At 71.2% G+C, this 25,299-nt stretch carries 23 protein-coding genes and 2 tRNA genes; 13 read left to right on the forward strand and 12 right to left on the reverse strand.

The genetic code is table 11. The features are described 5' to 3' along the window. Window positions 1-5 precede the first annotated feature (5 nt). Window positions 6-218: a DUF433 domain-containing protein gene (locus ABT023_RS02860; protein WP_350881006.1), complete on the reverse strand. Its 213-nt coding sequence runs from the start codon at window positions 216-218 to the stop codon at window positions 6-8. Window positions 219-371: 153 nt separating this feature from the next. Between ABT023_RS02860 and ABT023_RS02865 the strand changes: the two genes are divergently transcribed. Beyond that, window positions 372-776 carry a G5 domain-containing protein gene (locus ABT023_RS02865; protein ID WP_350881008.1) on the forward strand — a complete coding sequence of 135 codons (405 nt, stop codon included), beginning with the start codon at window positions 372-374 and terminating at the stop codon, window positions 774-776. Window positions 777-1,084: 308 nt separating this feature from the next. Continuing rightward, complete coding sequence (locus tag ABT023_RS02870; RefSeq protein ID WP_350881010.1) at window positions 1,085-1,828, forward strand: type IV toxin-antitoxin system AbiEi family antitoxin; 744 nt, start codon at window positions 1,085-1,087, stop codon at window positions 1,826-1,828. Between the two features lie 164 nt (window positions 1,829-1,992). Here ABT023_RS02870 and ABT023_RS02875 read toward each other — a convergent pair whose 3' ends face one another. The 5 genes from ABT023_RS02875 to ABT023_RS02895 all read right to left on the reverse strand — a co-directional run bounded on the left by ABT023_RS02875 (window position 1,993) and on the right by ABT023_RS02895 (window position 8,089). Continuing rightward, the gene (locus ABT023_RS02875) at window positions 1,993-2,403 is read right to left on the reverse strand and encodes a DUF779 domain-containing protein (protein WP_350881012.1); all 411 of its coding nucleotides are present in this window, start codon (window positions 2,401-2,403) and stop codon (window positions 1,993-1,995) included. Next, the gene (gene adh, locus ABT023_RS02880; RefSeq protein ID WP_350881014.1) at window positions 2,403-3,908 is read right to left on the reverse strand and encodes an aldehyde dehydrogenase; all 1,506 of its coding nucleotides are present in this window, start codon (window positions 3,906-3,908) and stop codon (window positions 2,403-2,405) included. Before adh ends, ABT023_RS02875 begins: the two co-directional genes overlap by 1 nt. Window positions 3,909-3,949: 41 nt before the next feature. Then, window positions 3,950-5,230 carry a GAF domain-containing protein gene (locus tag ABT023_RS02885; RefSeq protein WP_350881016.1) on the reverse strand — a complete coding sequence of 427 codons (1,281 nt, stop codon included), beginning with the start codon at window positions 5,228-5,230 and terminating at the stop codon, window positions 3,950-3,952. Between the two features lie 147 nt (window positions 5,231-5,377). After that, window positions 5,378-6,649, reverse strand: a complete 1,272-nt coding sequence (gene gabT, locus ABT023_RS02890; RefSeq protein WP_350881018.1) for a 4-aminobutyrate--2-oxoglutarate transaminase — start codon at window positions 6,647-6,649, stop codon at window positions 5,378-5,380. Between the two features lie 3 nt (window positions 6,650-6,652). Further along, window positions 6,653-8,089 carry a gamma-aminobutyraldehyde dehydrogenase gene (locus ABT023_RS02895; protein WP_350881020.1) on the reverse strand — a complete coding sequence of 479 codons (1,437 nt, stop codon included), beginning with the start codon at window positions 8,087-8,089 and terminating at the stop codon, window positions 6,653-6,655. Window positions 8,090-8,231: 142 nt separating this feature from the next. Between ABT023_RS02895 and ABT023_RS02900 the strand changes: the two genes are divergently transcribed. Then, entirely contained in the window at window positions 8,232-9,671 is a 1,440-nt protein-coding gene (locus ABT023_RS02900; protein ID WP_350881022.1) for an aldehyde dehydrogenase family protein, read from the forward strand. Between the two features lie 2 nt (window positions 9,672-9,673). On the opposite strand, the gene ABT023_RS02905 is transcribed toward ABT023_RS02900, so the two are convergent. Next, entirely contained in the window at window positions 9,674-10,903 is a 1,230-nt protein-coding gene (locus ABT023_RS02905) for an SUKH-3 domain-containing protein (protein WP_350881024.1), read from the reverse strand. A 68-nt stretch (window positions 10,904-10,971) separates the two neighbouring features. Between ABT023_RS02905 and ABT023_RS02910 the strand changes: the two genes are divergently transcribed. The 5 genes from ABT023_RS02910 (at window position 10,972) to ABT023_RS02930 (ending at window position 16,952) form a co-directional block, all read left to right on the forward strand. Beyond that, on the forward strand, window positions 10,972-11,403 hold the full coding sequence (locus tag ABT023_RS02910) for a YbaB/EbfC family nucleoid-associated protein (protein WP_350881026.1): 432 nt from the start codon (window positions 10,972-10,974) through the stop codon (window positions 11,401-11,403). Window positions 11,404-11,408: 5 nt separating this feature from the next. After that, a complete protein-coding gene (locus ABT023_RS02915; protein ID WP_350881028.1) occupies window positions 11,409-11,753 on the forward strand; it encodes a hypothetical protein in 345 nt (114 codons plus the stop codon). A 17-nt stretch (window positions 11,754-11,770) separates the two neighbouring features. Then, complete coding sequence (locus tag ABT023_RS02920; RefSeq protein WP_350881030.1) at window positions 11,771-16,075, forward strand: toxin glutamine deamidase domain-containing protein; 4,305 nt, start codon at window positions 11,771-11,773, stop codon at window positions 16,073-16,075. An 11-nt stretch (window positions 16,076-16,086) separates the two neighbouring features. Continuing rightward, window positions 16,087-16,521: a hypothetical protein gene (locus ABT023_RS02925; protein WP_350881032.1), complete on the forward strand. Its 435-nt coding sequence runs from the start codon at window positions 16,087-16,089 to the stop codon at window positions 16,519-16,521. Window positions 16,522-16,879: 358 nt separating this feature from the next. After that, window positions 16,880-16,952: transfer RNA gene (locus tag ABT023_RS02930), tRNA-His, on the forward strand. Window positions 16,953-17,013: 61 nt separating this feature from the next. On the opposite strand, the gene ABT023_RS02935 is transcribed toward ABT023_RS02930, so the two are convergent. Together ABT023_RS02935 and ABT023_RS02940 are read right to left on the reverse strand one after the other, a co-directional pair. Further along, window positions 17,014-18,312, reverse strand: a complete 1,299-nt coding sequence (locus ABT023_RS02935) for a L,D-transpeptidase (protein WP_350881034.1) — start codon at window positions 18,310-18,312, stop codon at window positions 17,014-17,016. Between the two features lie 209 nt (window positions 18,313-18,521). Beyond that, window positions 18,522-19,793: a L,D-transpeptidase gene (locus ABT023_RS02940; protein WP_350881036.1), complete on the reverse strand. Its 1,272-nt coding sequence runs from the start codon at window positions 19,791-19,793 to the stop codon at window positions 18,522-18,524. Window positions 19,794-19,979: 186 nt separating this feature from the next. On the opposite strand from ABT023_RS02940, the gene ABT023_RS02945 reads away from it, so the two are divergent. Further along, window positions 19,980-20,055: transfer RNA gene (locus ABT023_RS02945), tRNA-Lys, on the forward strand. A gap of 99 nt (window positions 20,056-20,154) precedes the next feature. Here the strand turns inward: ABT023_RS02945 and ABT023_RS02950 are convergent. Continuing rightward, entirely contained in the window at window positions 20,155-21,096 is a 942-nt protein-coding gene (locus tag ABT023_RS02950) for a GlxA family transcriptional regulator (RefSeq protein ID WP_350881038.1), read from the reverse strand. A gap of 17 nt (window positions 21,097-21,113) precedes the next feature. Next, a complete protein-coding gene (locus ABT023_RS02955; protein WP_350881040.1) occupies window positions 21,114-21,548 on the reverse strand; it encodes a DUF6010 family protein in 435 nt (144 codons plus the stop codon). 396 nt (window positions 21,549-21,944) lie between these two features. Between ABT023_RS02955 and ABT023_RS29050 the strand changes: the two genes are divergently transcribed. From ABT023_RS29050 to ABT023_RS02975, 4 genes are all read left to right on the forward strand, one after another. Beyond that, window positions 21,945-22,241, forward strand: a complete 297-nt coding sequence (locus ABT023_RS29050; RefSeq protein WP_502890570.1) for a transposase — start codon at window positions 21,945-21,947, stop codon at window positions 22,239-22,241. A 34-nt stretch (window positions 22,242-22,275) separates the two neighbouring features. Then, window positions 22,276-22,434, forward strand: coding sequence for a hypothetical protein (locus ABT023_RS02965; RefSeq protein WP_350881042.1), 159 nt, complete (start codon window positions 22,276-22,278; stop codon window positions 22,432-22,434). A gap of 92 nt (window positions 22,435-22,526) precedes the next feature. Continuing rightward, a complete protein-coding gene (locus tag ABT023_RS02970) occupies window positions 22,527-23,513 on the forward strand; it encodes a serine hydrolase domain-containing protein (protein WP_350881044.1) in 987 nt (328 codons plus the stop codon). 468 nt (window positions 23,514-23,981) lie between these two features. Beyond that, complete coding sequence (locus ABT023_RS02975; protein ID WP_350881046.1) at window positions 23,982-24,215, forward strand: helix-turn-helix domain-containing protein; 234 nt, start codon at window positions 23,982-23,984, stop codon at window positions 24,213-24,215. Window positions 24,216-24,231: 16 nt separating this feature from the next. Here the strand turns inward: ABT023_RS02975 and ABT023_RS02980 are convergent, their stop codons facing one another. Then, on the reverse strand, window positions 24,232-25,218 hold the full coding sequence (locus ABT023_RS02980; RefSeq protein ID WP_350881048.1) for an N-acetylglucosamine kinase: 987 nt from the start codon (window positions 25,216-25,218) through the stop codon (window positions 24,232-24,234). Window positions 25,219-25,299: the final 81 nt, after the last annotated feature.

Below are 25,299 nucleotides of genomic sequence, written 5' to 3' on the forward strand. Positions count from 1 at the left end.
GGACATCACCGTTCCCGTTTCGAGACGGCCGCCGCAGCGAACTCCAGTGCCGCGAGCATGTCCTCGCGTTCGAGGTACGGATAGTCGCCCAGCACGTCGTCGATGCTGCGCCCGGCCGCGAGCTGGCCTACTACGGCGATGGCGGTGACCCGGGTGTCCCGGATGCAGGGCAGCCCGCCCATCCGTCCGGGGTCGACGGTGATCCGCTCCAACGGCATAGCTGGATTCTGCGGCTGGTCGAGGGATCACCGCCGTTCCCCCCTCCGGTCGCTGCTGCCGAGCCCGTCGCGTCCGACGCCCCGTCGGCGGTCTCTGAGCCGTCACCCACTCCCGCCACGGCCTCGCTGTCACCAACGGTCGCCGTCCCGACGGTGAAGACCCGCACCGAGACGAAGACACAGCCGATCCGGCACGCCCAGCGGACCGTCAAGGATCCTTCCCTGGCAAAGGGGAAGCGGATCGTCCGCACCCCCGGGGTGGACGGGGTGCGGACGCTGACATACCGGGTCACCCTGACCGACGGGGTGCCCACCGGCCGGAAGCTGGTCCGATCGGTCGTCACGAGGCGGCCGGTTGCCCAGATCGTCGCGGCGGGCACGAAGCAGGAGCGTGAGTGCGATCCGAACTATGGCGGCTGCGTGCCGATCGCCAGCGACGTCGACTGCACCGGCGGTAGCGGCAACGGCCCCGCATACGTCACCGGCCCCGTCAGGGTCATCGGCGACGACATCTACGACCTGGATCGCGACAACGACGGCTACGGCTGCGACGACTGACCCGCCCCACCCCACCCCCCTTCCTCCGCGATCTTGCACTTGAGGCCCGGACCAATGTGGTAAATCGGGCACATTTGGGGCCGTAACTGCAAGATCGCGGAGGAGGGGGGAGGGAAGCTTGGGGTTGTCCACAGGAGCGCTGGTTTTCCACAGGGCGTGGGGTGGGTGCAGCGCTGGGGCGTGGTTCTGGGCAGTCTGCCAGCATGGGGACTCAACTTTGGCGTACCGCGTCGCTGCTCCAATCCACCACGCGGAAGCGGCTCCGGATCGGGGTAGCGAACGGGCGGGTTTTCCGGGTGCGGCGAGGGGTGTACGCGAATCGCCCTGTCGATGATCGCGATTCGCTGCAAGCCCTGTTGATGTGTCTGCCGCCCGAGGCGATGCTGGCCCGGCAGACTGCCGCCCGAATGCATGGTTTCGGCGTCCTGCCCGAAGGTGCCGTTCATGTGCAGTTGCCGCCCGAAGTCCCCAAGCCCCGCCTTCCCGGTCTGTCGGTCCACCACTCGGCTCTGCCGGCGGAGCCGGTCATGGTGAACGGGTTGCCCTGTGTGTCGGCTGCCAGATGCGCGGTGGACCTGGCGAGGACGGTTCGGCGACTGGACGCTCTCCCGGTGCTCGACGCCGCGGTTCGGTCCGGCACGGTGTGCCGGGATGAGCTGATCGTGGAAGCCTTGGTCCATCGAGGGCTACGGGGTGTGCGCCAGGCACGCTCACTGGCGTTGTTGGCTGATGGGCGCTCCGAGTGTCGACAGGAGAGTCAGCTGCGGTTGGTGCTGATCGACGGTGGCCTGCCGGCGCCGGAGCCGCAGATCTGGGTGCTGGACGACGACGGGGTGGCGCGATACCGGCTCGACCTGGGGTATCGCGAGCGGCGGGTCGGCATCGAGTACGACGGTCTTTCCCACCTTGATCGTGATCGACTGCGACATGACCGGGACCGTGCCAACTGGCTGGATGCCGAGGGCTGGACGATGCGCTACTTCACGGATCGTGACCTCTACCGCCGCCCTGCCCACATGGTCGCGACGGTCCGTGCAGCCCTAGCCCGCTGACCCCCTCCCGCTGACCCCCTCCCCGCCGACCCGCGATCTTGCACTAGCGGCCCCGACAACTCTCGTGAAGCGGACACTTCGGGGGCCGCAACTGCAAGATCGCGGGAGAGGGAGAGGGAGAGGGAGAGGGAGAGGGGAAGGAGAAGGGGAAGGGGGTGGGTGGGTTAGGGGGTGGGGTTGGGTGTGAGGTGGGAGCGGATCAGGAAGCGGACGCCGTCGGGGGCCTCCAGGCTGAAGCCGCTGCCCCGGCCCGGGACCACGTCGACCGTGAGCCTGGTGTGCTTCCAGAGCCGCCACTGGGATTTCGAGATCCAGAACTCGACGGGCTCGGGGACGCCGTCGACCGCCAGCGACGCGAGCAGCACGTCGGAGCCGCCGGTGCGGAACTCGCCCGCCGGGTAGCACATCGGGGCGCTGCCGTCGCAGCAGCCGCCGGACTGGTGGAACATCAGCGGCCCGTGCCGCCCCCGCAGCGACCGGATCAGCTCGGCCGCCGCGGGGGTGAGGGAGACGGGCGACGCCGCGCCGCCCGGGTCCGGCGGGAAGCGCGTGCCGGCGCCGACCGGATCGGCCATCAGAAGAAGCCGAGCTTCTTGGGGGAGTAGCTGACCAGCAGGTTCTTCGTCTGCTGGTAGTGCTCCAGCATCATCTTGTGGTTCTCCCGGCCGATGCCGGACTGCTTGTATCCGCCGAACGCGGCGTGCGCCGGGTACGCGTGGTAGCAGTTCGTCCAGACCCGACCGGCCTGGATCGCGCGCCCGGCCCGGTACGCGGTGTTCATGTCCCGGGTCCAGACGCCGGCCCCGAGCCCGTACAGGGTGTCGTTGGCGATCTTCACGGCGTCGTCGAGGTCGGCGAAGGAGGTCACCGAGACGACCGGGCCGAAGATCTCCTCCTGGAAGATCCGCATCGCGTTGTCGCCCTCGAAGATGGTCGGCTGCACGTAGTACCCGCCGGACAGCTCCCCGCCGAGGTCGGCGCGTTCGCCGCCGGTGAGCACGCGCGCGCCCTCCTGGCGGCCGATGTCCAGGTAGGACAGGATCTTCTCCAGTTGGTCGTTGGACGCCTGCGCGCCGATCATCGTGTCGGTGTCGAGCGGGTGGCCCTGCCGTACCGCCCGGGTCCGGTCCACCGCCGCCGCGAGGAAGTCGGCGTAGTGGCCCTGCTGGATCAGCGCCCTCGACGGGCAGGTGCAGACCTCGCCCGAGTTGAGGGCGAACATGGTGAACCCTTCGAGGGCCTTGTCCAGGAAGTCGTCGGACGCCGCGCTCACGTCGTCGAAGAAGATGTTCGGGCTCTTGCCGCCCAGCTCCAGGGTGACCGGCTTGATGTTCTCGCTGGCGTACTGCATGATCAGCCGCCCGGTGGTGGTCTCGCCGGTGAACGCCACCTTCGCCACCCGGGGCGAGGAGGCCAGCGGCTTGCCCGCCTCGACGCCGAAGCCGTTGACGACGTTGACCACGCCGGGCGGGAGCAGGTCGGCGATCAGCGAGATCAGGTGGTGGATGGACGCCGGGGTCTGCTCGGCGGGCTTGAGCACCACGGCGTTGCCGGCCGCGAGGGCCGGGGCGAGCTTCCACACGGCCATCAGGATCGGGAAGTTCCACGGGATGATCTGCCCGACCACGCCGAGCGGTTCGTGGAAGTGGTACGCCACGGTGTCGTCGTCCAGCTCGCCGAGGCCGCCCTCCTGGGCCCGGATCGCCCCGGCGAAGTACCGGAAGTGGTCGATCGCCAGGGGGATGTCGGCGGCCAGGGTCTCCCGTACCGGCTTGCCGTTCTCCCAGGTCTCGGCGACCGCGAGGGACTCCAGGTTCTCCTGCATCCGGTCGGCGATCCGGTTGAGGATCAGCGCCCGCTCGGCGACCGGGGTGCGGCCCCAGGCGTCGGCCGCGCCGTGGGCGGCGTCGAGGGCGCGTTCGACGTCCTCGGCGGTACCGCGGGCCACCTCGCAGAACGTCTGACCCGTGATCGGAGTGGGATTCTCGAAGTACCGGCCGCCGTGCGGCTTCACGTACTCGCCGCCGATGAAGTGGTCGTAGCGGGACTGCCAGTGGGTGGGCGCGTCGTAGCGCGTCATCGGTACCTCCGCCGTCGGTGCTCGGGGTGACGGCGGCGACGCTAGTCACACCGACGTTGCAGGGACGTTGCGCGGCCGAGGTCGTACTCGATGCCGAGCTGGCGGGCGCGGGCCAGCGCGAGGGGCCGGCGGGGCGCGCCCGGCGGCAGCGCCCGCGCCAGGGCCTGCCAGGCGGCCAGGTCGTCGGTGCCGGCGGGCGTCGCGGTCCAGGCCGCGAGCGCCGCCGGGTCGCCGCCGGCCAGCACGGCGGCCCGCAACTGCCCGTCGACCAGCCGGCGCAGCCGCGCGACCCCCGGCGCGTCGGAGGCGGGCAGCAACGACCCGGGGTACGCGTCGAGTGCCCCCGCCACCTCACCGCGTTCCAGCAGCTCGGTGACGGTCCGGAAGTCCGCCCGCACCCGGGCGCGCAGCCGGTACGGGCGGGAGTCGAGCAGCTCCGCCCCCAGTGCCCGGCGCAGCCGGGACAGCTCGGCGCGCAGGGTGACCGGGTGCAGCCGGTCGTCGCCGTACAGGTCGAGGCCGAGCTGCTCGCCGGTGCGTCCCTCGGGATGGTCGAGCAGCAGCACCAGCAGCTCGCTGTGCCGGCGGCCGAGCCGGACGGTCCGCCCGCCGACGTGCACCTCCGCCTCGTCGCGGCCCAGCGCGCGTACGGTGACCGCGTCCGGCTCGGCCGGGCGGGCGGCGGCGAGCTGGGCCTCGGCGGCCCGGGCGGTGGCCCGGACCAGGGCGAGGCTCTGCGGGTGGGCGAGGTGGTCGCCGCCGGTGATGTCGACCGCGCCGAGCAGCCGCCCGGTGACCGGGTCGTGGATCGGGGCGGCGGCGCAGGTCCAGCGCTGCACGCGCCGGCTGAAGTGCTCGGTGGCGAAGATCTGCACGCTGTGGTCGCAGGCCAGGGCGGTGCCGGGGGCGTTGGTGCCGGCGTGCGCCTCGTCCCAGCGGGCGCCGGGCACGAAGTTCATCCGCTCGGCGTGCCGGAGCACCCCGGGATGCCCCTCCACCCAGAGCAGCCGCCCGTGCGCGTCGCAGACCGCCATCAGGTGTGCGCCGTCCAGGGCGATCCCGCCGAGCAGGTCCCGGAACAGCGGCAGCACCCGGGCCAGCGGGTGGGCGGCCCGGTAGCCCTCCAGCGCGTCGTCGGTCAGCTCGACCGGCGGGGCGACCTCGGGGTCGACCAGCGCCGAGCGCTGCCAGGACCGGCGGACCACCTCCCGCACCCGGCCCGGCTCGGTTCCCGCGAGGAACGCCTCGTGGGCGGCGCCGACCTGCGCGATCCGCTCCGCCGGATCGGCGCCGAACTCCAGGGCGAGCCACGGGTCAGCCATCGGCGACCTCCTCGCGACCATCGTGACGCAGCTCACCACCGATCGCCAACACCGGTTGCCGGCCCGGTGCCGTCCGGGCGTCGCACCCGTGGCCCGGTGTCGTGCGGGCGCGGGCCCACGGGCGGTGCCGTTCGGGATGCGGGCCCGTCAGCCGAAGGCGTTGTCGAGGATGTCCAGGCCCCGGGCCAGGTCCGCGTCTGAGATGACCAGCGGGGGCAGCAGGCGCAGCACGTTGCCGTACGTGCCGCAGGTCAGCACCAGCAGGCCGGCGGCGTGGCAGGCCGCCGCGACCGCCGCCGCGGCGGCCGGGTCCGGGACCAGGGTGCCGGGCCGGACCAGCTCCACGGCGAGCATCGCGCCTCGGCCGCGCACCTCGGCGATCCGCGGATCGCCGGCGGCGACGGCGCACAGCCGCTCGTCCATCGTCGCCCCGATCCGGCGGGCGGCGGCGGCCAGGTCCAGCTCGTGCATGGTCTCGATCGTCGCCAGCGCCGCCGCACAGGCGATCGGGTTGCCGCCGTACGTGCCGCCCAGGCCGCCCACGTGCACCGCGTCCATCAGCTCGGCCCGGCCGGTCACCGCAGCCAGCGGCAGGCCGCCGGCGATGCCCTTGGCCAGGGTGACCAGGTCCGGGACGACGTCCTCGTGGCCGCAGGCGAACCAGTCCCCGGTGCGGCAGAACCCGGTCTGGATCTCGTCGGCCACGAAGACCACCCCGGCCGCTGTCGCCCACTCGCGCAGCGCCGGCAGGAACCCCGGCGCCGGTACGACGAAGCCGCCCTCGCCCTGGATCGGCTCGATCAGCAGCGCGGCGACGTTCTCCGCGCCGACCTGCTTCTCCACCGTCTCGATCGCCCGGGCGGCGGACTCCGCCCCGGACAGCCCCCCGTCCCGCAGCGGGTACGACATCGGCACCCGGTAGACCTCGCCGGCGAACGGCCCGAACCGGTGCTTGTACGGCATGTTCTTCGCGGTCAGCGCCATGGTCAGGTTGGTCCGGCCGTGGTACGCGTGGTCGAACACCACCACCGCGGGCCGCCCGGTGGCGTGCCGGGCGACCTTCACCGCGTTCTCCACCGCCTCGGCGCCCGAGTTGAACAGCGCCGAGCGCTTCTCGAACGTGCCGGGGGTGAGCGCGTTGAGCCGCTCGCAGACGGCCACGTACGACTCGTACGGCGCGACCATGAAGCAGGTGTGGGTGAACCGCTCGACCTGCGCCCGCACCGCCTCGACCACCCGGGGCGCGGAGTTGCCGACGTTGGTGACCGCGATGCCGGCGGCGAAGTCGATCCACTCCCGCCCGTCGACGTCGGTGATCGTGCCGCCGCCCGCCCGGTCCACGTACGCGCCGACGACGCTGCCGACGCCCCGGGCCACCGCCGCGCCGCGCCGCTTGTGCAGCTCCTCGCTCGATGCCACCGGTCAGCCCTCGATGTTGTGCATGACGTGCTTGATCCGGGTGTAGTCCTCCAGGCTGTACACCGAGAGGTCCTTGCCGTGCCCGGAGTGCTTGAAGCCGCCGTGCGGCATCTCCGAGACGAACGGGATGTGGGTGTTCACCCAGACGCAGCCGAAGTCGAGCCGGCGGGTCATCCGCATCGCCCGGCCGTGGTCGCGCGTCCAGACCGACGCCGACAGGCCGTAGTCGACGCCGTTGGCCCAGCGCACCGCCTCGTCCTCGTCGGAGAAGCGCTGCACGGTGATGACCGGCCCGAACACCTCGTCCTGGATGATCTCGTCGGCCTGGCGCAGCCCCGAGACCACGGTCGGGGAGTAGAAGTAGCCGCGCTCGCCCTGCCGGGAGCCGCCGGCCCGGATCGCCGCGTGGTCCGGCAGCCGGTCGACGAAGCCGCTCACCCGGGCGAGCTGGTTGGCGTTGTTCAACGGGCCGTACAGCACGTCGGCGTCGTCCGGGGCGCCGGTCCTCGTGTTGCGGGCCTGCTCGGCGAGCGCGGCCACGAAGTCGTCGTGGATGCCGGGGCCGGCGAGCACCCGGGTCGCGGCCGTGCAGTCCTGGCCGGCGTTGAAGTAGCCGCCCGTCGCGATCGCCTCGGTCGCCGCGGCCACGTCCGCGTCGTCGAAGAGCACCACCGGGGCCTTGCCGCCCAGCTCCAGGTGGGTCCGCTTCAGGTCCGGCGCGGCGGCGGCGGCGACCTCCATGCCCGCCCGGGTCGAGCCCGTGATCGACACGAGCTGCGGGGTCGGGTGCGACACGAGGGTACGACCGGTGTCCCGGTCGCCGCAGACCACGTTGAACACTCCGGGCGGGAAGAACTCGGCGGCGATCTCGGCCAGCAGCAGCGTCGACACCGGCGTGGTGTCGGACGGCTTCAGCACCACCGTGTTGCCCGCCGCGAGCGCCGGGGCGATCTTCCAGACCGCCATCATCAGCGGATAGTTCCACGGGGTCACCTGGGCGCACACGCCGATCGGCTCCCGCCGCACGTAGGAGGTGTGCCCGGCCAGGTACTCCCCGGCGGAGCGGCCCTCCAGCAGCCGGGCCGCGCCGGCGAAGAAGCGGAACTGGTCCACCGCCGGCGGCAGCTCCTCCTCGGCGGTGAGTTGGCGGGGCTTGCCGGTGTTGCGGACCTCCGCGTCGACCAGTTCGGCCGCCCGCGCCTCCACCGCGTCGGCGAGCCTGAGCAGCGCCCTCTGCCGTTCCCCCGGGGTGGTGTCCCGCCACGTCTCGAACGCGGCGGAGGCCGCCCCCATGGCCGCGTCCACGTCCGCCACGCCGGAGACCGGCGACTGGGCGAAGGCCTCGCCCGTGCACGGGTCGATCAGGTCGGCGTACCCGCCGTCGACCGGGTCGACGTACGCGCCGTTGACGAAGTTGCGCAGCTTCTGCTGATCGCTCATCAGGTGTCTCCGGGGGATGGCCGAGGGTGCGGACAGCGGAGGTTATCGGAATCTGACTGCCATCTTGGCTACCGAATTCGCGGCAGACAAGGGTTTGAGCGACTGTTTCCGTGCGAAGGCGCGTGGTCTAGGCTGCCGAGGTGTGGAGCCGAGAGCCTTCTTCGTCGCCGGCCGCCCCGCACACGGCGAGGGCGAGCTGACCGTCACCCACCCGTACGACGGGCGCGCGGTGGGGCGTACCACCCTCGCCACGCCCGACCAGGTCGAGGCCGCCGTCGCGGCTGCGGCCGGGGTGGCGGCGGAGGCCGCGGCCCTGCCCGCGCACGCCCGCGCGGCGGCCCTGGACCACGTGTCGCGCCGGCTCGCCGAGCGGGCCGAGGAGTTCGCCGCGCTGATCACCGCCGAGAACGGCAAGCCGGTCAAGTGGGCGCGGGCCGAGGTGGGACGCGCGGTGTCGACGTTCCGCTGGGCGGCCGAGGAGGCCCGGCGGTTCTCCGGCGAGCTGCAACGCCTCGACACGGACCCGACGGCCACCGGGCGGATCGCCCTGGTCCGGCGGGTGCCGAAGGGGCCGGTGCTCGGCATCGCACCGTTCAACTTCCCGCTCAACCTGGTCGCGCACAAGGTCGCCCCGGCCATCGCGGTCGGCGCGCCCATCGTGGTGAAGCCCGCCCCGGCCACCCCGCTGTCGGCGCTGCTGCTCGGCGAGATCCTCGCCGAGACGGAGCTGCCCGAGGGGATGTTCTCGGTGCTGCCGCTGCCCAACGAGCGGGCCGCCGAGCTGGTCGCCGACCCGAGGCTGCCGGTGGTGTCGTTCACCGGCTCTGGGCCCGTCGGCGCGGCCGTCCGCCGGTCCGTGCCCGACAAGCACGTCGCCCTTGAGCTGGGCGGCAACGCGGCGGCCGTCATCTGCGAGGACTGGAACACCGACGAGGACCTGACCTTCGCCGCGCACCGGATCGCCACGTTCTCCAACTACCAGGCCGGGCAGTCGTGCATCGCCGTGCAGCGGGTGTACGTGCACGAGTGGCTCTACGACGCCTTCCTGCCCAGGCTGGTCGCGTCGGTGCAGGCGCTGCGGGCGGGAGACCCGTCCGACGAGCTGACCGACGTCGGACCGCTGGTCTCCGTCGCGGCGGCCGAACGGGTCGAGGCGTGGGTCGACGAGGCGGCGGTGGCCGGGGCGACCATCGAGGTGGGTGGCCGGCGCGACGGCGCGACCTACCCGCCGACCGTGCTGTCCGGGGTGCCGGCCGACGCCAAGGTGCACGCGGAGGAGGTGTTCGGGCCGGTCCTGGTGGTCGCCCGGGTCGAGAACGACGCCGCCGCGTTCGCCGCCGTCAACGACTCGGCGTTCGGCCTCCAGGCGGGCGTGTTCACCCACCGCCTCGACGTCGCGTTCGCCGCCCACCGGGCGCTGGAGGTGGGCGGGGTGATCGTCGGCGACGTGCCGTCGTACCGGGCCGACCAGATGCCGTACGGGGGAGTTAAGGGCAGCGGCGTCGGCCGCGAGGGCCTGCGCAGCGCGATGGACGACTACACCGACCCCCGCGTCATGGTGCTGACCGGCGTGCAGTTGTAGCGCTACCAGGTGCCGTAGTCGCGCACCCGGGCGGGGGCGCGGCCGAGCAGCAGGGTGGTGAGGGCGGCGTCGATGTCTTCGCCGAGGAACCACTCGCCGGCCTGGTCCAGCACGAACACCCGGCCCCGCTCGTCGATGGCGATGATGCTGTCCTGGCCCTCCGAGCCGAGGGGAAACAGCCGCGTGCCGAGGACCGCGCCGAAGTCGGCGAGGGTGTCCGCCGAGTGCGCCGCCCGCGTCGGATTGGTGTTGAACCAGCTGATCCACACCTCCTGCCCGGGACCACGACGGTGGGAATAAACGGCGGGGAACGAGGTGAGGGCGGCCTCCGCGGCAGCGAAGGGCTCATGTCGGTGCAGCTGACCGGCCACCTCGCAGGTGTCCTGGATGGCCCCGGCCGCGAGGGCCGGGTTGAACATCGCGTCCTCCCACCCGCCGTCCATCAGCGAGTCGGCGACCTCGGCAGGGAATCGGCCGGGGTGGATCGGCGGCTGCGACTCCGGCCGCCGCTCCCGGGTGTAGGCGAGATCGGACCAGTGGAGCGCGTGGAAGTGCACCAGGAAGTTCACGCACGAGTCGCAGGGCCGCTCGGCCGCGCCCCCCGCCGGGTCCCCGGGCTCGCGCACCCGGTGCACCTCGATTCGGCAGGTCTTGAGAAGGGCGCGGGCGTCGTCCATGGTCATCGGTGCCCCGCCCTCGGCGGCGCGGCGGTGGTCGTACGCGTGCAGCAGGTCGGACACGACGATCACTTCCGCGTGTCGGTCTCCGCCCCGCGCCAGGTGGCCCGGAGGCAGCTCGTCGAGGTAGGACCGGACCAGCGGATGGTGCCGCAGGGCGACGTCGCCCTTGGCGCCCTGCGCCCGGTGGAGACGCCCCTCGACGGTCAGGTGCGCGACGGCGCCGGGCGTCGGCAGGCGGCGTACCTCGCGGAGGAGCTGGCTCGCCGGGTCGACCGTGCGCGGCGCCGGCCGCTCCGGCCGGCTGCGCCGGTACATCTCCCGCACGGCGGGGAAGGGCAGGCGGGGCCAGGTCGAGACCTCGCCGGTCTCCTTGTCCACCACCATGGTCGGCAGGTCTCCGGGAGGCACGGCGGCGGACCGGGCCACAGTGGACGTGATCAGGTAACCGAGGTCGAACTCCTCGACCAGCGGGGCGCACTCGTGCCCGAGGCGCTGGGAGTCCCGGTAGGCCCAGGCGGTGGCGAGCTGTTCGGCCTGCTGACGGTCGATCACCCGGTTGAAGTTACCGGACCCCACGGATTCCGTGGCACCCGGTATGTTCTGGCCTACCTACGGTGACGGTGACGGGGAGGGTGGCGTTGGCCGAGAGGGTGGACCGGGACGCCAACCGGGCGCTGCGGGCCCGGTTCGACGAGGTGCACGGCCAGTACCGACAGCTCCGTTCGGGACTGGACGAACTCCAGACCCGACTCGCGCACCTCCGGGTCACCGAACGCTCCGACGACGGGCAGGTGACCGTCGTCGCCGGCGCCCGGGGTGAACTCGTCTCGGTGGACGTCCACCCCGCCGTGTTCCAGGACCGGGATGCCAAGGCACTGAGCCGGAAGATCACCACGACGGTGCACCGGGCCACCGCCGCCGCGGTCGCCGCCACACAGGAGTTGGTCGCCGGCTACCTGCCGGCCGGATCGGGGTCGGTGGAGTTCCTCCGCACCGGCGACTTCGGGGCCCTGCTGGGCCGGGTCGACGCCGTCATGCGGCGCGGGGAGTGAGCGGCATGGTTGATGGGCAGCTCTGGCTGGACCCGGGCCGCGCGCGGCGTGGCGGCGCCGACCTGACCTCGGCCGGAGAGGCGGTGACCGCCCGGCGCGCGAAGGTAGGCGACCGGATCGCGGCGGCCAGCGCGGCCCGCCCCTGGGGTCGCGACGACATCGGCGCGGCGTTCGAGAAGCAGTACCGCGGATTCGAGGAGACCCTGCTGCGGGCCTGGACGGGCGTCGGGCGTGCCCTGGAGAACCTGGGCGAGGACGTCGTGCGGTCCGTGGACAACGAGGTGACGACGGACGCCCGGACCGCCGGACGGCTCGACCGGATCTCCGACCAGCGGCCCGCCGGGCGCTGACGACCCCGAGGACAGCCGTGAGCCTGTTGCCGAGCCCGATCCCGCACCCGCTCGACTACTCGCCGTGGGAGCTGCCCGGCTGGGTCTACGAGGCCCTCGACTGGGTGATCGGCGTGGAGTGGCCGGAGGGCGACGAGCGGGCGGTCTGGGACCTCGCCGACCAGTGGTACGGCGTGGCCGATGCCCTGGCCGGGCCGCACGGGGACGCGATTGCCGCCGCCGGTGAGGTGCGGAGCGGGTACGGCGGCATCGGGGCGGTGGCCGAGGCGTTCGACGCGGCCTGGCGGCGGGTGGCCGACGGCGACGAGGCCCCGCTGCCGGTCCTGCTGGCCGTCGGCGGCGACCTCGGCCGGCTGGTCGAGGAGTGCGGCTGCGACATCGAGGGGGCGAAGCTCGAGGTCTGGATCGAGCTGGGCATCCTCGTCGTCGAGTTGCTCTCGTTGGCCGTGGCGGCGGTGCTCACCGCCGGTGCCGCCTCGCCCGCCGCCGGTGCCGCGATCACCGCCAGCCGGTTCGTCGTGCAGCAGATCTTCAAGAAGCTGATGGCCCAACTGGCCCGCAAGACCCTCAAGCAGGGCCTGAAGGAGGCCGGTGAACGCGCCGCCAAGCGGGTGGCCGAGGGCGGCGTGCGGGGGCTGGCCCGCAAGGCGGCGCTCGGCGGGCTGGCGGAGGCGGCCGAGGAGGCCGGGGTCACGCTCGCCACGCAGGCGTACCAGAACACGACCGGCCGCCGGCACGGCCTGGACCTGGCGGACGCGGGAATGTCCGCGCTCGGCGGCCTGGCGGGCGGGGCGGTGGCACCGCTGGCCGGTCTCGGCCGGCACGCGACCGGGCGGGCGGCGCGCGTCGGCGAGCACTTCGGCCGCGAGATGACCGGCGAGATGATCGCCGAGCAGGCGGCCCGTCTGGCCACCGGCCAGGGCCCGATGTCCCTGGAGGACGCGGCGCGGGCGGCGGCGTCGGGTGCCACCGGATCGGCCACCGGCCAGACCGACGCGGCGCTGCACCATCGGCTGGACGGCCGGATGGCGGCCCTCGCCGGGGCGTCCTTCGCCCCGACGGACCTTGGAGCCGGGTCGGTGCCGACGACGCCGGACGGTGCACAGCTCCCCGCCGCCGGGACGACCGTCGGCATGCCGGGCAGGGAGGGTGGCCAGCCTCAACCCGTGGACGGTGGCGCCCCGGCCGAGCGCGTGGTCGCTGCCGCTCAGTCACCGGCCACCGCCACGACGTCCGCGCACGCGCAGGCGCCCTTCGTTCCCCCGGTTGACGCCCCTGGGCTCCCGGCGACGCCGGTCATGTCCGCCATCACGGTAGATTCCACGGTCGGCCTGCCGGCCTCACCGCAGTCCGGCCCCGGCTCGGTGGAAGCAGCAGGGCCCGCCCACCCGGTGCTGTCGTCGATCCCGGCCGACGCCGCACAACCCGGGAACCGGGGCGTGGAGACAGGCCCGCCGGCAGCCACAGGCGGCACCCCATCGACCGCCAGTGGATCGAGCCCCGTTCCACTGGCGGGCGCGACGTCGACTCCGCACTCATCGCCGATCCCGGCTGCGTCCGGCGTGAACCCGACCACCCTCCCACCGGTGGTGTCGGCGTCGCCGTACGGCACCGCCAGTCCGTTCGGCGCGACCGGGCAGAACAGCTCGGTCACGGGACACGATCCGACTCCGCCGCCCCGGTTGCCCCTGCTGGAGACCGGGCACCCGCATCCGCGTCCGGCTCCGCAACCGACCCCTCAGCCCGCGCCGGAGCCCCCCGATCCCGCGGACCCCACCGTTCCTGTGCCGAGGTCACCCGAGTGGTATGCGGCGCAGTGGGCTGCTGAGCGCGAGGCGTTCGACCGGCGTCGGTACCGGGACTACTTCCAGCGGCAGCGTGCCTGGTACGAGGACAAGCGGCGACGCGATCGCGCGGCCGAGCTTCGTGAGGGGGCTGAGCAGCACTACGAGCAGGCGCGCTGGCTGATTCGCGAGGCGTACGGCCTGCACCGTGCAGGCCGCAGTGACCTCGCCGACCAGTTCGTCCGGGACGGCCGGCAGAAGGAGCGCCAGCACCACCGGCAGATGGGCCTCGCAGAGGAGGTGCTTGTCGGCAGGGTGGCCCCCAAGGTCGTCGAGGTGGACAACCGGGAGGACTTCGAGCGCATCAACAGCGACGACTACTCCCTTCTCGTCGGCGTCGTGGAGGGCGACGGCCCCTCGGCGCTGACCGGTGACGACGATCCGCCGCCGATCGACCGGTCCCGCCGCTACGGGCAGTGGGGCGGGCTGCGCCCGCCGCTGGCGCTGCATCAGTCGGACCTCGAACAGGCTGTGCCCCGGGACGCCGGTGGGCGGGTCCTGCGGACCGCCGACCCCCGGCGGGGCGGCTGGTTCCGGCTGGCCAACGACGGTGGCCCGGCCGCGGACCCCACCCGGGGCATCAACTGCCTGGACTGCACCCTCTCCCTCTACGAGACGTGGATGCACGGGCGTCCTCGGGTCTCCGCACCCCGCACCTTCGACGCGTACGCCGCCGGGGACATCACCCGGCCCCTCGGTGGTGAGATCGACGGCCCGGGGCGGGTGGAGGACGCCACCGGCGGGCGCTTCCAGAAGGTCGTAGACCCCGATGAGGAAGCCTCCGCGTGGGATACGTGGGGCGCGGTGAGCCGGGGGTTCAGCAGCCTGGAGGGCCGGTTGCGGGCCGGCGGTCACGGCAGCTACGCGTTCCTCATCACCACGTACGAGGGCGGCGGATCGCACGCCTGGGTGGCGCTCAACCAGAACGGGAGCGTGCTCTACCTGGACCCGCAGAGCGGCGCCGTCTCGGACATGCCGCTCTACACGCACAGCAGCAGGCCGGCCCCGTACAACGTGACAGGAATCGACGCCCTGATCCTCGGCCCGGACGGCCGTCCCATGCCGCTGGCCGGCGCAGGGCCGGGGACGTTCAGCCAGCGGGCCGAGGCATCCGACGAGCCTCCCGCGCCCGTGCGGGAGCGGCAGCCTGGCCCCGACGACCCGTCGGACGACGACCTGTACGTCAACCGTGTGCACCTGCTGGAAGGCCCCGGCTCCGGCCCGCCGGACCCCGATGGTGGTCGGAGGCGGCGAGAGGAATTCCCCGCACCCGGGCCAAGGGACGAGGATTCTCCACACATCCGGGTTCGACGGGCCCGTAGCGAGGCCCGCGCCCGGCTCGAGTTGAGCGGAATCTCCCCCGAGGACATCGTTGCGGCCAGCTCCGATCTCGACCAGGTCCTTGCCGCCGGCGTTACACCGGCCGAGCTCGCCGGCCGACTGCACGGCCCGACGCTGCGTCGGCTCGTGCCGCAGCTTGATGAGGCGGCAGCGCAGGATGTGGCGAGGCTGTTCGGGGACCTCCGTGTCCGGCGGATGCTCGACAGCGCTTGGCACTCACCGCCGCGCCGGGAACCGTTGCTCGCCGCGACGCTGTTGAAGCAGCTTACGCAGGCTCCCGACCTGGTGCGGATTCTTCTGACGACGCCGGAGCTCGCCAACTCGTTGATGGCGCGGCCGGTGACACTGCAGAATCTGGCAGGCCATCAGCAGGCGATCGACGCGATCGCGCCAGCTCTTGCCGAGGTCGACGGGCAGGTCTTCACACCCATGAAAGCTGAGGAGACTCTCACGCCTCAGGCCACGCCCTTGACGTCTGGCCATCTCCGGATCAGCGCGAGCGTCAAGGTCCGAGCCGGGAAGATTGCTCAGCCTGGGTTCGACCACAGCCGTCTCGCCGATCTTTCCTACCGTGCCGAATATCTCGATGCTCTTTATGCGGCGGCTTCGGCCGTCCAACCCGAACTGTCGGGCGTCGCGGAACGGCTGGCTGAATCCGATGAACGACGAGTTGGTGCAGCCGGCTGGCGACGTGCTCCCAAGGAACGGCAGAGAGCGGAAGACAAGATCGATGAATACGGCGGGGATGTGTCGCGACTAGTCGATTTGGCAGGTGCCAAGGTCGAGTTCGAATCCTTGGACGAACTTTATGGGTCTCTTGAGCGTCTGGCCACATTCCCTGAAGTGCAGATCGTGAGGTTCAAGGACCGGTTCAAGGCTCCGCAGGAGAGCGGCTACCGCGACATCTTGCTCGTGTTGAGGATGCGCAACGGGCACTTGGCGGAGCTTCGGCTGCAACTGGCCGGACTGAGTCGGGTGGCCACCTGGGAGCACGCACTGTACGAGGTTCGGCGGGACCTGGAATCGGTGGCTCGCCAAGAGGGTAGATCGCTGTCGGGACGGGAGTTGGCAATGTGTAACGCTATCCTGAGGCGCGAGCAGCACTTGTTCTGGCGAGCGCTGGAAGAAAATCTGTAAGGAAATATCTGATGAATGGTGTGTCGGGACTTGTTTTGCCGTCCTACTATCTCTATTACGAATCACCGGTCAAGATAGTCCCGACGCCGGAGGGCGGCGCTCGTGTCTGGCGGCTCTCGATGGATTCCGGCGGGTGGCAGGAAAGTGACAGGTTGTTTGAAAAAATAGTCTTTGCGGTCGGTGGCGACGTATTCAAGCGCTCGCCTGAGGAGTTTGTGCAGGACGTCGAGGAGTACCGAGGTCACTACCTTTCCGGTGAGGGTCCGGTCTTCGCGCTCTACGAGACCGTCAAGGCAGTCATCGACACGGAGGTGAGAGAAAACCGCTACCTGACGGATCGGGAGACGGCGCTGGTGCGGGGAATCAGGCGGAAGACTTTCGTCATGTTCGAGGAGCAGCTTCGGCGGGCGGGCCATCCTGGTGCCGATCCGAGCATCGGCCAGTAATTTCGGTCGGTGCGAGATGCTCGACCGGCAAGCAGTAGAGCGCGTCTCAGGGCCGATCACCGGTACTCCGCTCCTCCCCGAGCAGTGGTGGCTGTCCGCGTTCCTGGCTCAGGGCGTTGTCCCGGCCGACCCTTCCAGCGGGCACGAAGCGGCCGACTCCGAGGGCGAGGGCGGTGGCGAGTGAGGTACGGGGCGCAGGCCAGCAGGTCGTGGCGATCCTCTGTCGGCCTACCGTGGCGGCCCGTCCGGATCGGGTCGGCCATGGGGAACGAGGCCGCGAACCCGGTGGACGCGGGTGGCGGTGGTATGGCTATTATTAGTCCGCACGCCGCCCGGCCCAGCCGGCGCGGGGAGCATGGTGGCTGTAGCTCAGTTGGCAGAGCACCGGGTTGTGGTCCCGGTTGTCGTGGGTTCAATTCCCATCAGTCACCCGTTGCACGAAGGCCCCCTCCGTACGGAGGGGGCCTTCGTCGTTCCGGGTCTGCCGGTCGGTCAGGTGGTCGGCTCGGCGCTGGGGGTCTCGGCGGTGTCGCCGGGGGTGGCCTCGGCGCTCGGGGAGTCGGCGGCGTCCGGGTCGTACGGAAGGGCACTGCCCTTGACGTACTCGTCCCAGCTCATGTTCCAGTCGGTCCAGCCGTTGCCGTTGGCGAGCTTGCGCTCGGTGCCCTTGACGGTGATCGGGTCGCCGACCCGGGTGTTGGCGAACAGCCAGGCGCCGTTCTTCATCGAGACGTTCACGCAGCCGTGCGAGACGTTGACGCTGCCCTGCTGCCCCTCCGACCAGGGGGCGGCGTGGATGAACTCGCCACCCCAGGTGAGCCGCTGGGCATAGTCGATCTTCGTGCGGTAGCCCTCCTCGGGGCCCAGTTCCTCCATGGTGTCGAAGACCGTCTTGCGCAGCTTCTCGATGACGATCATGGTGCCGCTGGAGGACGGGGTGCTCTTCTTGCCGAGGCTGACGGGGATGGTCTTGATCACCTTGCCGTCCTTGGTGACCGTCATCCGTTTGGTCTTGTTGTCGACCGTCATGATCACCGCCGGGCCGGTCTTGACGTCGACCGACAGGTCGGCCCGGCCGTACCAGCCGTCACCGAGGGGCAGGCCGCCGGCCTGGATCCGGTACGAGACGGCGGTGCCGGCCTTCCAGAACTCCTTCGGCCGGAACCGGATCTCGGTGGGGCTGACCCAGTGCCAGATCCCCTCCTGGGCGGGCGTGGAGGTCACCGTCATCCGGCGTTGGACGTCGTCGCGGTAGTTCTCCGCGACGGCCCGGCTGAACTTCACGATGAGCGGCATGCCGACGCCGACGACCTGGCCGTCCCCGAGGAAGCTGCTGATCCGGACCTGCTTGCTCGGCTTCGCCATCGTGGTGAAGGTGCTGGTCGCCTGCGCCGCCTTGCCGTCGTCTCCGGTGGCGGTGACGGTGGCGGTGTAGGTCTCGCCGTACTTCAGGGCACCCTTCGGCAGCCAGCTTCCGCCGTCGGTGGCCACGTTGCCCTCGACGGCCCCGCCGGCGGAGTCCTTCAACTCGACGGTGGTGTCCTTCGCGTCCTTGGTGGTGAAGGCGATGCCGGTGGACGCCGGCACGTCCTTGGCGTCGGCCGCGGGTCCGGTGATGGTGGCGGCGGCCTTCGGTGCGCTCTCGCCGCCGCCCTGCCAGGTCGGCGACTTGTCCCCGCCGCCCTCGTTCGTGCAGGCGGAGGTGACCGCCAGTACGGCGGCGAGCAGCCCCGCCGCGAACATCCGGCGGCGGCCGTCCCGCCGGCTCAGCTGGTCCTGCGTCGCACGCATGATTCCCTCACTGTCGTGGTGCCCGGTTGCCATCGTCTCTCACTGACGCACGGGAACACGTACCCGTTGCGGGGGGTGAAGAGAAACACGCGAACCATCATGTCCGAATGCTGATAAAACATCGACCTTTGTGAGCGCTGTTCCTGAACGACGGCAGGGCGGGGCACCCGACAATTCGGGTGCCCCGCCCTCCCGTGGCGGTCGTCGCGTCAGGCCAGAGCCGGGCCGGAGCCGCCCTCCGGCACCGGCAGCGCGCTGCCCTTGACGAACTCTGCCCAGCTCAGGCTCCAGGCCGTCCAGCCGTTGCCGGCGGCGAGCTTGCGCTCGGTGCCCTTGATGGTGATCGGGTCGCCGACCTTGGTCTGCGCGAAGAGCCACTTCGCATGCGCCGTCGAGACGTTCACGCAACCGTGCGACACGTTCTGCCGCCCCTGCACGTGCTCGGACCATGGCGCGGCGTGGATGTACTCGCCGCCCCAGGTGAGCCGCTGGGCGAAGTCGATCTCGGTGACGTAGCGGTTGGCCGGGTCGGGATCGTCCCGGGTGTCGAAGGTCGTCGACTCCTTCTTCTCCATGACGACCATGGTGCCGCTGGAGGACGGGGTGCTCTTCTTCCCCAGGCTGACCGGGATCGTGCGAACGACCTGGCCGTCCTCGGAGACGATCATCTTCTTGGTGGCGTTGTCGACCTTCATGACGAACGACCGGCCGATCTTGGCGGTGGCGCTCCGGTCGATGTTGCCGTACCTGCCGTTGCTCAGCGGGATGCCGGCCAGCGCGATCCGTACGGTGATCGTGGTGCCGGACTTCCAGTACTCCGGCGCCCGGTAGTACGCCTGCGTGCCGTTGGAGACCCAGTGCCACGCACCCGGCTGCGGCGGGTCGGTGCGGACGAACATCCGCTTCTGCACCGCCTTGCGGTCCTTGGCGGGGATGCCCGGGTGGAACTCGGCGACCACCGGCATGCCGACGCCGTACGTCTTGTCGCTGAACAGGTAGAGCCCGGAGGCGATCGTCGACTTCGGCTTGGCCATCGTGGTGAAGGTGCTGGTGCCCTCCCGGGTCTGGCCACCCTCGCCGGCGGCCGTGACGACGACGGTGTAGCGGGTGCCGTACTTCAAGGCACTGTTCGGAACCCACGACGAGCCGTCGGCGCGCCAGCGGCCCTCGACCTTGGCGCCGTTGGCGGCGGTGAGGGCGACATCGGTAACCTTGCCGCCCTCGGGGATCTTCGCGGAGATCTCGGCGCTCACCGGCCTGTTCTTGGCGCCGTCCGCCGGGCTGACCGTGAGCGGCGGGCCGGCGCTGGTGGCCGGCTCGGCCGGGGCCGTCCCTGATTCCGCGGCGACGCTGCTGCCGACGGAGGGGGCAGCGTCGACGAATTCCGCCTTCTTCTGGTCGTCCCCGCACCCGGTCAGTGCCAGCGACGCCATCAGGCTCAGGGCCCCCACCCTCGCCCCGACCCGCGCGAACCTGCCCATTCCTACCCCTGTTCTCGCGTCCTGGCGGACATCGTGCCGCATGAGGGCCCAGGAAGTATCGCCTGCGTGCGCCTGAGCTGATTATTTGAACGTGTATGTCCGGTAAGCCTGGCCGAAGGGGGGAGCCGGGTATCGGATTGGAGCGCGCTCCGGAGGGCATGCTAGTGTTCTCCCCGTTGCCAACGAGCGCCGCTAGCTCAACTGGCAGAGCAGCGGACTCTTAATCCGCGGGTTCGGGGTTCGAGTCCCTGGCGGCGCACCAACGATCAAGGCCCTGACCTGGCAGTAACCTGCCGGGCCGGGGTCTTGTTGGTTCTTGTGGACCGATCGCCCGCTCGCGGAGACGGCACCGCGTTCGTGGTCACCCGCCGCGGAAGCTACGCCGATACGCCTGCGGGCTGGTGCCGGTGATCCGCTTGAAGCGGTCTCGGAAGGCAGTGGTGGAGCCGAAACCGACCTGCGTCGCCACCCGGTCGACGGGTTGGGCGGTGGTCTCCAGGAGGTGCTGCGCCTGGTGGACGCGGACCCGGTGCAGCCACCGCAGCGGGGTGGTGCCGGTCTGGTCGCGAAAGCGCCGGTTCAGCGTCCGGGTACTCATGCCGGCGTGGCGGGCGATGTCGGCGAGGGTCAGCACACACCGGGCGTTGTCGCGCATCCAGGCCAGCAGCGGCTCCAGGGTCGCCCCCTCGGGGGTCGGTGGTTCGTGCGTGATGAACTGCGCCTGTCCGCCCGCGCGTTCCAGCGGCATGACGGACAACCTCGCCGCGTCGGCGGCGACGGCGGCACCGTGATCGCGGCGGATCAGGTGCAGGCACAGGTCGAGCCCGGCGGCGGCGCCGGCGGACGTGAGGAACTGGCCGTTGTCCACGTAGAGCACGTTGGGGTCGACCTGGATCCGCGGATGCTGGGCGGCGAGCTGGTCGGTGGCGAGCCAGTGCGTGGTGGCGCGGCGTCCGTCGAGCAGGCCGGTGGCGGCGAGCGTGAACGCGCCGCCGCAGATCGAGGCGATCCGGGCGCCGTTCGCGGCGGCGGCGCGCAGCGCGTCGAGGACCGCGGTGGGCGTCGCGGCGGCGGGGTCGGAGACACCCGGCACGACGACGGTGTCGGCGTCGGCGAGGACGTCCAAGCCCCACGGCACCGTGATGCTGAACGCCTCCGTGGTGACCGTCGGCGTGGCGGCGCAGACGAGGACGCGGTAGCCGGCGCGGCCGTCGGGCAGGCGGGTGCGGTGGAAGACCTCCATCGGGGTGGCCAGGTCGAACGGGACGACGCTGTCGAGGGCGAGCACGGCCACGGTGTGCATGGCGGAAATTCAACCAGTCAGGGCCGTGCGGTGGTCGGCGGGCGCGCGTCGGTCGCCCGGCGCGCGACCCGGTCGAACAGGTCTGTCACCGACAGGCCGCCGGTGAAGCACCAGAGCGCGATGACCGGATCGCAAAGCGCGCAGCCGAAGGACGAGTCGTGCAGCGACGGGATGATCGGGGTGCCGCGCCGGTGGTGCACGACGTCCCACACCGTGTGCAGGAGCCATCCGACCCCGATGAAGGTGTACGAGGTGAGCCCGGCGTAGCCCACCACCAGCAGCAGCGCGCAGAAGGCCAGCTCCCACAGCCCGAACCCACCACCGCTGATGTAGGCGGCCCCGGCGCCGGTGACGACGAGCGCGTTCAGGCGCCGCCGGTGCGGCTCCGGCACGAGGGAGTTGAGCCCGACGTAGACCAGCCCGATCACCACCGGCATGACATAGCGAAGCACGATCAAGCCCCTTTGCGTTCCAGTTGACGCGTGTCGGGAAGGAGCCTAGGAAGGTCTGCCATCGGGAACGAGAGGCGAAAATGCCACGGTCCGCCGGATTCTCGCCACCGCCGTCTTCGTCGATGCCACCGCACCGGGAGTCGCCGGCCGTGCTGCCGGTGTCCCGGGGCGTACGCCCTGGTGGTGGACCCGTCCGGAGCCGCGACCGGGGCAGGCCACGCCGGCGCTGCGGCCAGGCCGCCCCTGCCTTTCCGGACGGTATGCGAGCGCGCTGACGTCTCGGCCCGTTCTCACCGAGCGCCGCTGGCTCAACTGGCAGAGCAGCGGACTCTTACAACTCCTAACTCAATGAGGTCGGGCGTGACCGGGCAGTCGTGAGGATCGTTCTGCCTGAACGTGAGGAGGGGTGAGCAGCCGCCGTGGATCGCCTCGGACGAGTTGTGGGCCGAGGTCGAACCGCTGCTGCCAGCCCGTCCCCCTCGCCGGTACCGCTACCCGGGGCGCAAGCCCCTGGATGACCGCCAGGTGTTGTGCGGGATCTTGTTCGTGCTCTACACCGCGATCCCGTGGGAGTACCTTCCGCAGGAACTCGGCTTCGGGTCGGACCCCGGGGTGGGCGCCCGTGGGACTGGTCCGAAACCGGTACTCGCCACAGCCCGGGTGTTCAGCCCGACGATGTCCAAGAGCTTCTAGCTCACGGCGCCACGGCCGTCGTCTGTCGCGTGGCATGCAACTTCAACTCCAGGTCGACCCGCGCACCCTCAGACTGCTGGACGAGCGCGGGGTCACCGTCCACACGGCCGAGACCACCGGGGCAGTCCAGATCTACAACAACCTCGCCACCAGTGGCACCGCCGTCGCAGGCCTGTTCCGCTCGACCTGCTAAACGCTCTCCCAACGGGGTCGCTTCAAAAGCGGAAACTCCGGTATAACGAGCATGCTGTTCCGCTGGCCGGCATCGCCCCCCTCGGAGTGCCCATGACGACGCAGTTGCGTGACCGTCTCGACGAAATACTTCGAGCTGGCCAGGTCGGCGGTCTGCACACCGTCGCGGCGGTTTGCGGTGGTCGAACCGTGCTTGAGTACTACGGGGCCGGTGAGGACTTCGCCTGGGGCGACTCGCTGGGCGTCGTCGAGTTCGGGCCCGGGGTCCTACACGACATCCGGTCCGTCACCAAGAGCGTGACCGTCCTGTTGTACGGCATCGCGCTCGGCGAAGGGCTGGTCCCGCCGCCGGCGGAGCCGCTCCTGCAGCGGTTCCCGCAGTACCCCGACCTGGCGGCCGACCCCTGGCGTGCCCGGCTCACCGTCGAGCACGCACTGACAATGTCGTTGGGCGTGGAATGGTGCGAAGATCTCCCGTACAACAGCCCGGCCAACGCCGAGATCGCGATGGAGCTGGCGCCGGACCGGTACCGGTACATCCTGGAGCGGCCGATCCTCGAGCTGCCCGGCACCCGATGGACCTACTGCGGCGGTGCCACTGCTCTGCTCGGCCGACTGATCGCCGACGGCACCGGGCAGTCGCTGCCGCAGTACGCGCAGGCCGTGCTGTTCGCGCCGCTGGGCATCGGCAGCTTCGAGTGGATGACCGGCGCGGACGCAGTGGCCTCCGCCGCGTCCGGGCTGCGACTCGCGCCCCGCGACCTGGCCCGGCTCGGCGAGCTGGTGCTGGCCGAGGGAACCTGGGACGGTCAGCGGATCGTCCCCGCCGACTGGATCCACACGATGCTCCAGCCACGCCTGCAGACCAGCTGGGGCACGCAGTACGGCTACCAGTGGTACATCGAATCCATCGAGGGCCATCGGCTGGTGGCCGGCATGGGCAACGGCGGCCAACGCCTGTTCGTCCTGCCCGACCTGGACCTCACCGTGGCCATCACCGCCGGCAACTACGACGACCCCGACCAGTGGCGGACCCCGCTCACGGTGCTGGAACGGGTCATCCTTCCCGCAATGGCTTGACGGCACCGCGCCCGCCGGTCAGCCCATCGGCAGGGCACACATCTGGGCCGGACGTCACCTCGCGCATGCGGTTGGGACAGATTCTGCGTTCGCCGGAAAGCACCCGCGTCACGGCACCCGATCAACATCCCGGTCATCGGCACGAGCGGTCGGCTGACTTGTCGGTTCTCGCATCCGCTGGTCCGTGACTGGATCGCCAGGCATGCCTCGACAGCCACCGTGCCGACGCTGACCCTGAGCACCCTCCGGACCTTACCGGTCCTGGTTCCACCCCCCCGATGTGCAAGAAACCATCGGTGACACCCCTGAGTGCTCTGGACGACAGGGTCGCACTACACCGGGAAATAGTCGAGGTCACGGAGCAGCTACATGACTCGCTGTTGCCGCTTCTGTTGACGAACAGTGAGCGTCGAACTACGGACACCGAGACCGCCCGATGGGGTGCTCCGCGGGCCGCGGCGTCACGCTGTGTCCGAGGAGAGACTCATCGCCCTCCTGCTCTCCGGCATCACCGATGAGGCCATCGCCCGGCATCTCGGCATCAGCTACCGGACGGCACAGCGTCACATCGCCGCGCTGATGGCCGGGCTCGGCGCGGACACGCGGTTCCAGGCCGGCGTCCAGGCCGCCTTTCGTGAGCATCGCAATCCCGGGACGGCACTCGACGTGGGCCAGGAGGTTCACCCGCCCCGATCGTCCTGACCGTCCGGAGTGCACGTCAGCGCAGCGTCGCGAGTGTCGTCGCGAGCCGGTCGAAGACGACCTCGTCGACGGTCGCTCCGGCCCGCCGGAGGGCGAGCACGGCCGCGCCGACCACCCCGTCGGGGACGATGCGTACCGCCGCACCGGTGCCGTCCCGGGCGTACCGGGCCGCGATCTGGTCGGCCAGCGTGCGGTGCCGGGTGAGGATGCCGCCGCCGAGCGTGATCACGCCGCTCAGGCCGGGGATGACCACCGCGTCGAGGGTGCGCAGCAGCGCGTCGGCGGCGTCGCGGACGATCTCGTCGGCGATCTCGTCGCCGGCAGCCTCGAAGGCCAGGTGCGCGAACTGGGCGAGCTGCACCGGGCGGATCGCGTAGAGGGTGTCGAGCGCGTACGAGACGATGGCCGGGCGACCGTCGGGATTCGGAGCGTGGCCGCCGGACTGGCCCAGTTGGTCCAGGAGCAGTCCGGTGAGCGCGGTGGCCGGACCGCGGCGGTCGAGCTCGGCCAGCGCCGCCCGGACCACCCGATGTCCTATGTAGAAGCCCGAACCGTCGTCGCCGAGCAGCCAGCCGAGCCCGTCGGCGGTGGCGACCATCCGGCCCCGCTCGACCCTGATGGCCGCCGCGCCTGTGCCGGCGACGAGCGCGTAGCCGGCCTCCCGGTACGTGCCGGAGAAGAAGGTGGCCAGCAGGTCCGATTCGACGACCGGGGTCGCGGTGATGCCGAGTGCCTTCAGCGGTGCGGTGAACGATTCGATGTTCATGTGCGGGCTCGCGCCGGCCATGGCGAACACGACCCCGCCGATCTCCTCGCCTGACACGCCGGCGGCCGCCAACGCGTCCGCGGCACTGGCCGCCACCGAGGCGGCCGCGTGTTCGGGTCCGGCGGAGGTCGGGTTTCCGCTGCCGGTGCGGGCGTAGCCGAGACACCGGCCCTCGGCGGTGACGACAATGCTACGGGTCGAGGTGCCGCCGGCGTCGACGGCGAGCAGATCAGGCATCGTTACCAACCCGTGACCTGGGGTTCATTGCCCCCACCGAGATCCTGCAATTAGTTTTCACGAACCAAATCTAACAGTGAT

Source organism: Micromonospora sp. NPDC002296 (genome assembly GCF_040296145.1).
In the GTDB taxonomy this organism is placed as follows: Bacteria; Actinomycetota; Actinomycetes; order Mycobacteriales; family Micromonosporaceae; genus Micromonospora.

What these genes read in the sequence shown, in the direction of transcription:
- ABT023_RS02965 (WP_350881042.1), top strand. Translation starts at nt 22,276, where the DNA reads ATGCAACTTCAACTCCAGGTCGACCCGCGCACCCTCAGACTGCTGGAC.
- ABT023_RS02935 (WP_350881034.1), bottom strand. Translation starts at nt 18,312, where the DNA reads ATGCGTGCGACGCAGGACCAGCTGAGCCGGCGGGACGGCCGCCGCCGG.
- adh (WP_350881014.1), bottom strand. Translation starts at nt 3,908, where the DNA reads ATGACGCGCTACGACGCGCCCACCCACTGGCAGTCCCGCTACGACCAC.
- ABT023_RS02940 (WP_350881036.1), bottom strand. Translation starts at nt 19,793, where the DNA reads ATGGGCAGGTTCGCGCGGGTCGGGGCGAGGGTGGGGGCCCTGAGCCTG.
- ABT023_RS02950 (WP_350881038.1), bottom strand. Translation starts at nt 21,096, where the DNA reads ATGCACACCGTGGCCGTGCTCGCCCTCGACAGCGTCGTCCCGTTCGAC.
- ABT023_RS02915 (WP_350881028.1), top strand. Translation starts at nt 11,409, where the DNA reads ATGGTTGATGGGCAGCTCTGGCTGGACCCGGGCCGCGCGCGGCGTGGC.
- ABT023_RS02980 (WP_350881048.1), bottom strand. Translation starts at nt 25,218, where the DNA reads ATGCCTGATCTGCTCGCCGTCGACGCCGGCGGCACCTCGACCCGTAGC.
- ABT023_RS02860 (WP_350881006.1), bottom strand. Translation starts at nt 218, where the DNA reads ATGCCGTTGGAGCGGATCACCGTCGACCCCGGACGGATGGGCGGGCTG.
- ABT023_RS02970 (WP_350881044.1), top strand. Translation starts at nt 22,527, where the DNA reads ATGACGACGCAGTTGCGTGACCGTCTCGACGAAATACTTCGAGCTGGC.
- ABT023_RS02895 (WP_350881020.1), bottom strand. Translation starts at nt 8,089, where the DNA reads ATGAGCGATCAGCAGAAGCTGCGCAACTTCGTCAACGGCGCGTACGTC.
- ABT023_RS02885 (WP_350881016.1), bottom strand. Translation starts at nt 5,230, where the DNA reads ATGGCTGACCCGTGGCTCGCCCTGGAGTTCGGCGCCGATCCGGCGGAG.
- ABT023_RS02925 (WP_350881032.1), top strand. Translation starts at nt 16,087, where the DNA reads ATGAATGGTGTGTCGGGACTTGTTTTGCCGTCCTACTATCTCTATTAC.
- ABT023_RS02875 (WP_350881012.1), bottom strand. Translation starts at nt 2,403, where the DNA reads ATGGCCGATCCGGTCGGCGCCGGCACGCGCTTCCCGCCGGACCCGGGC.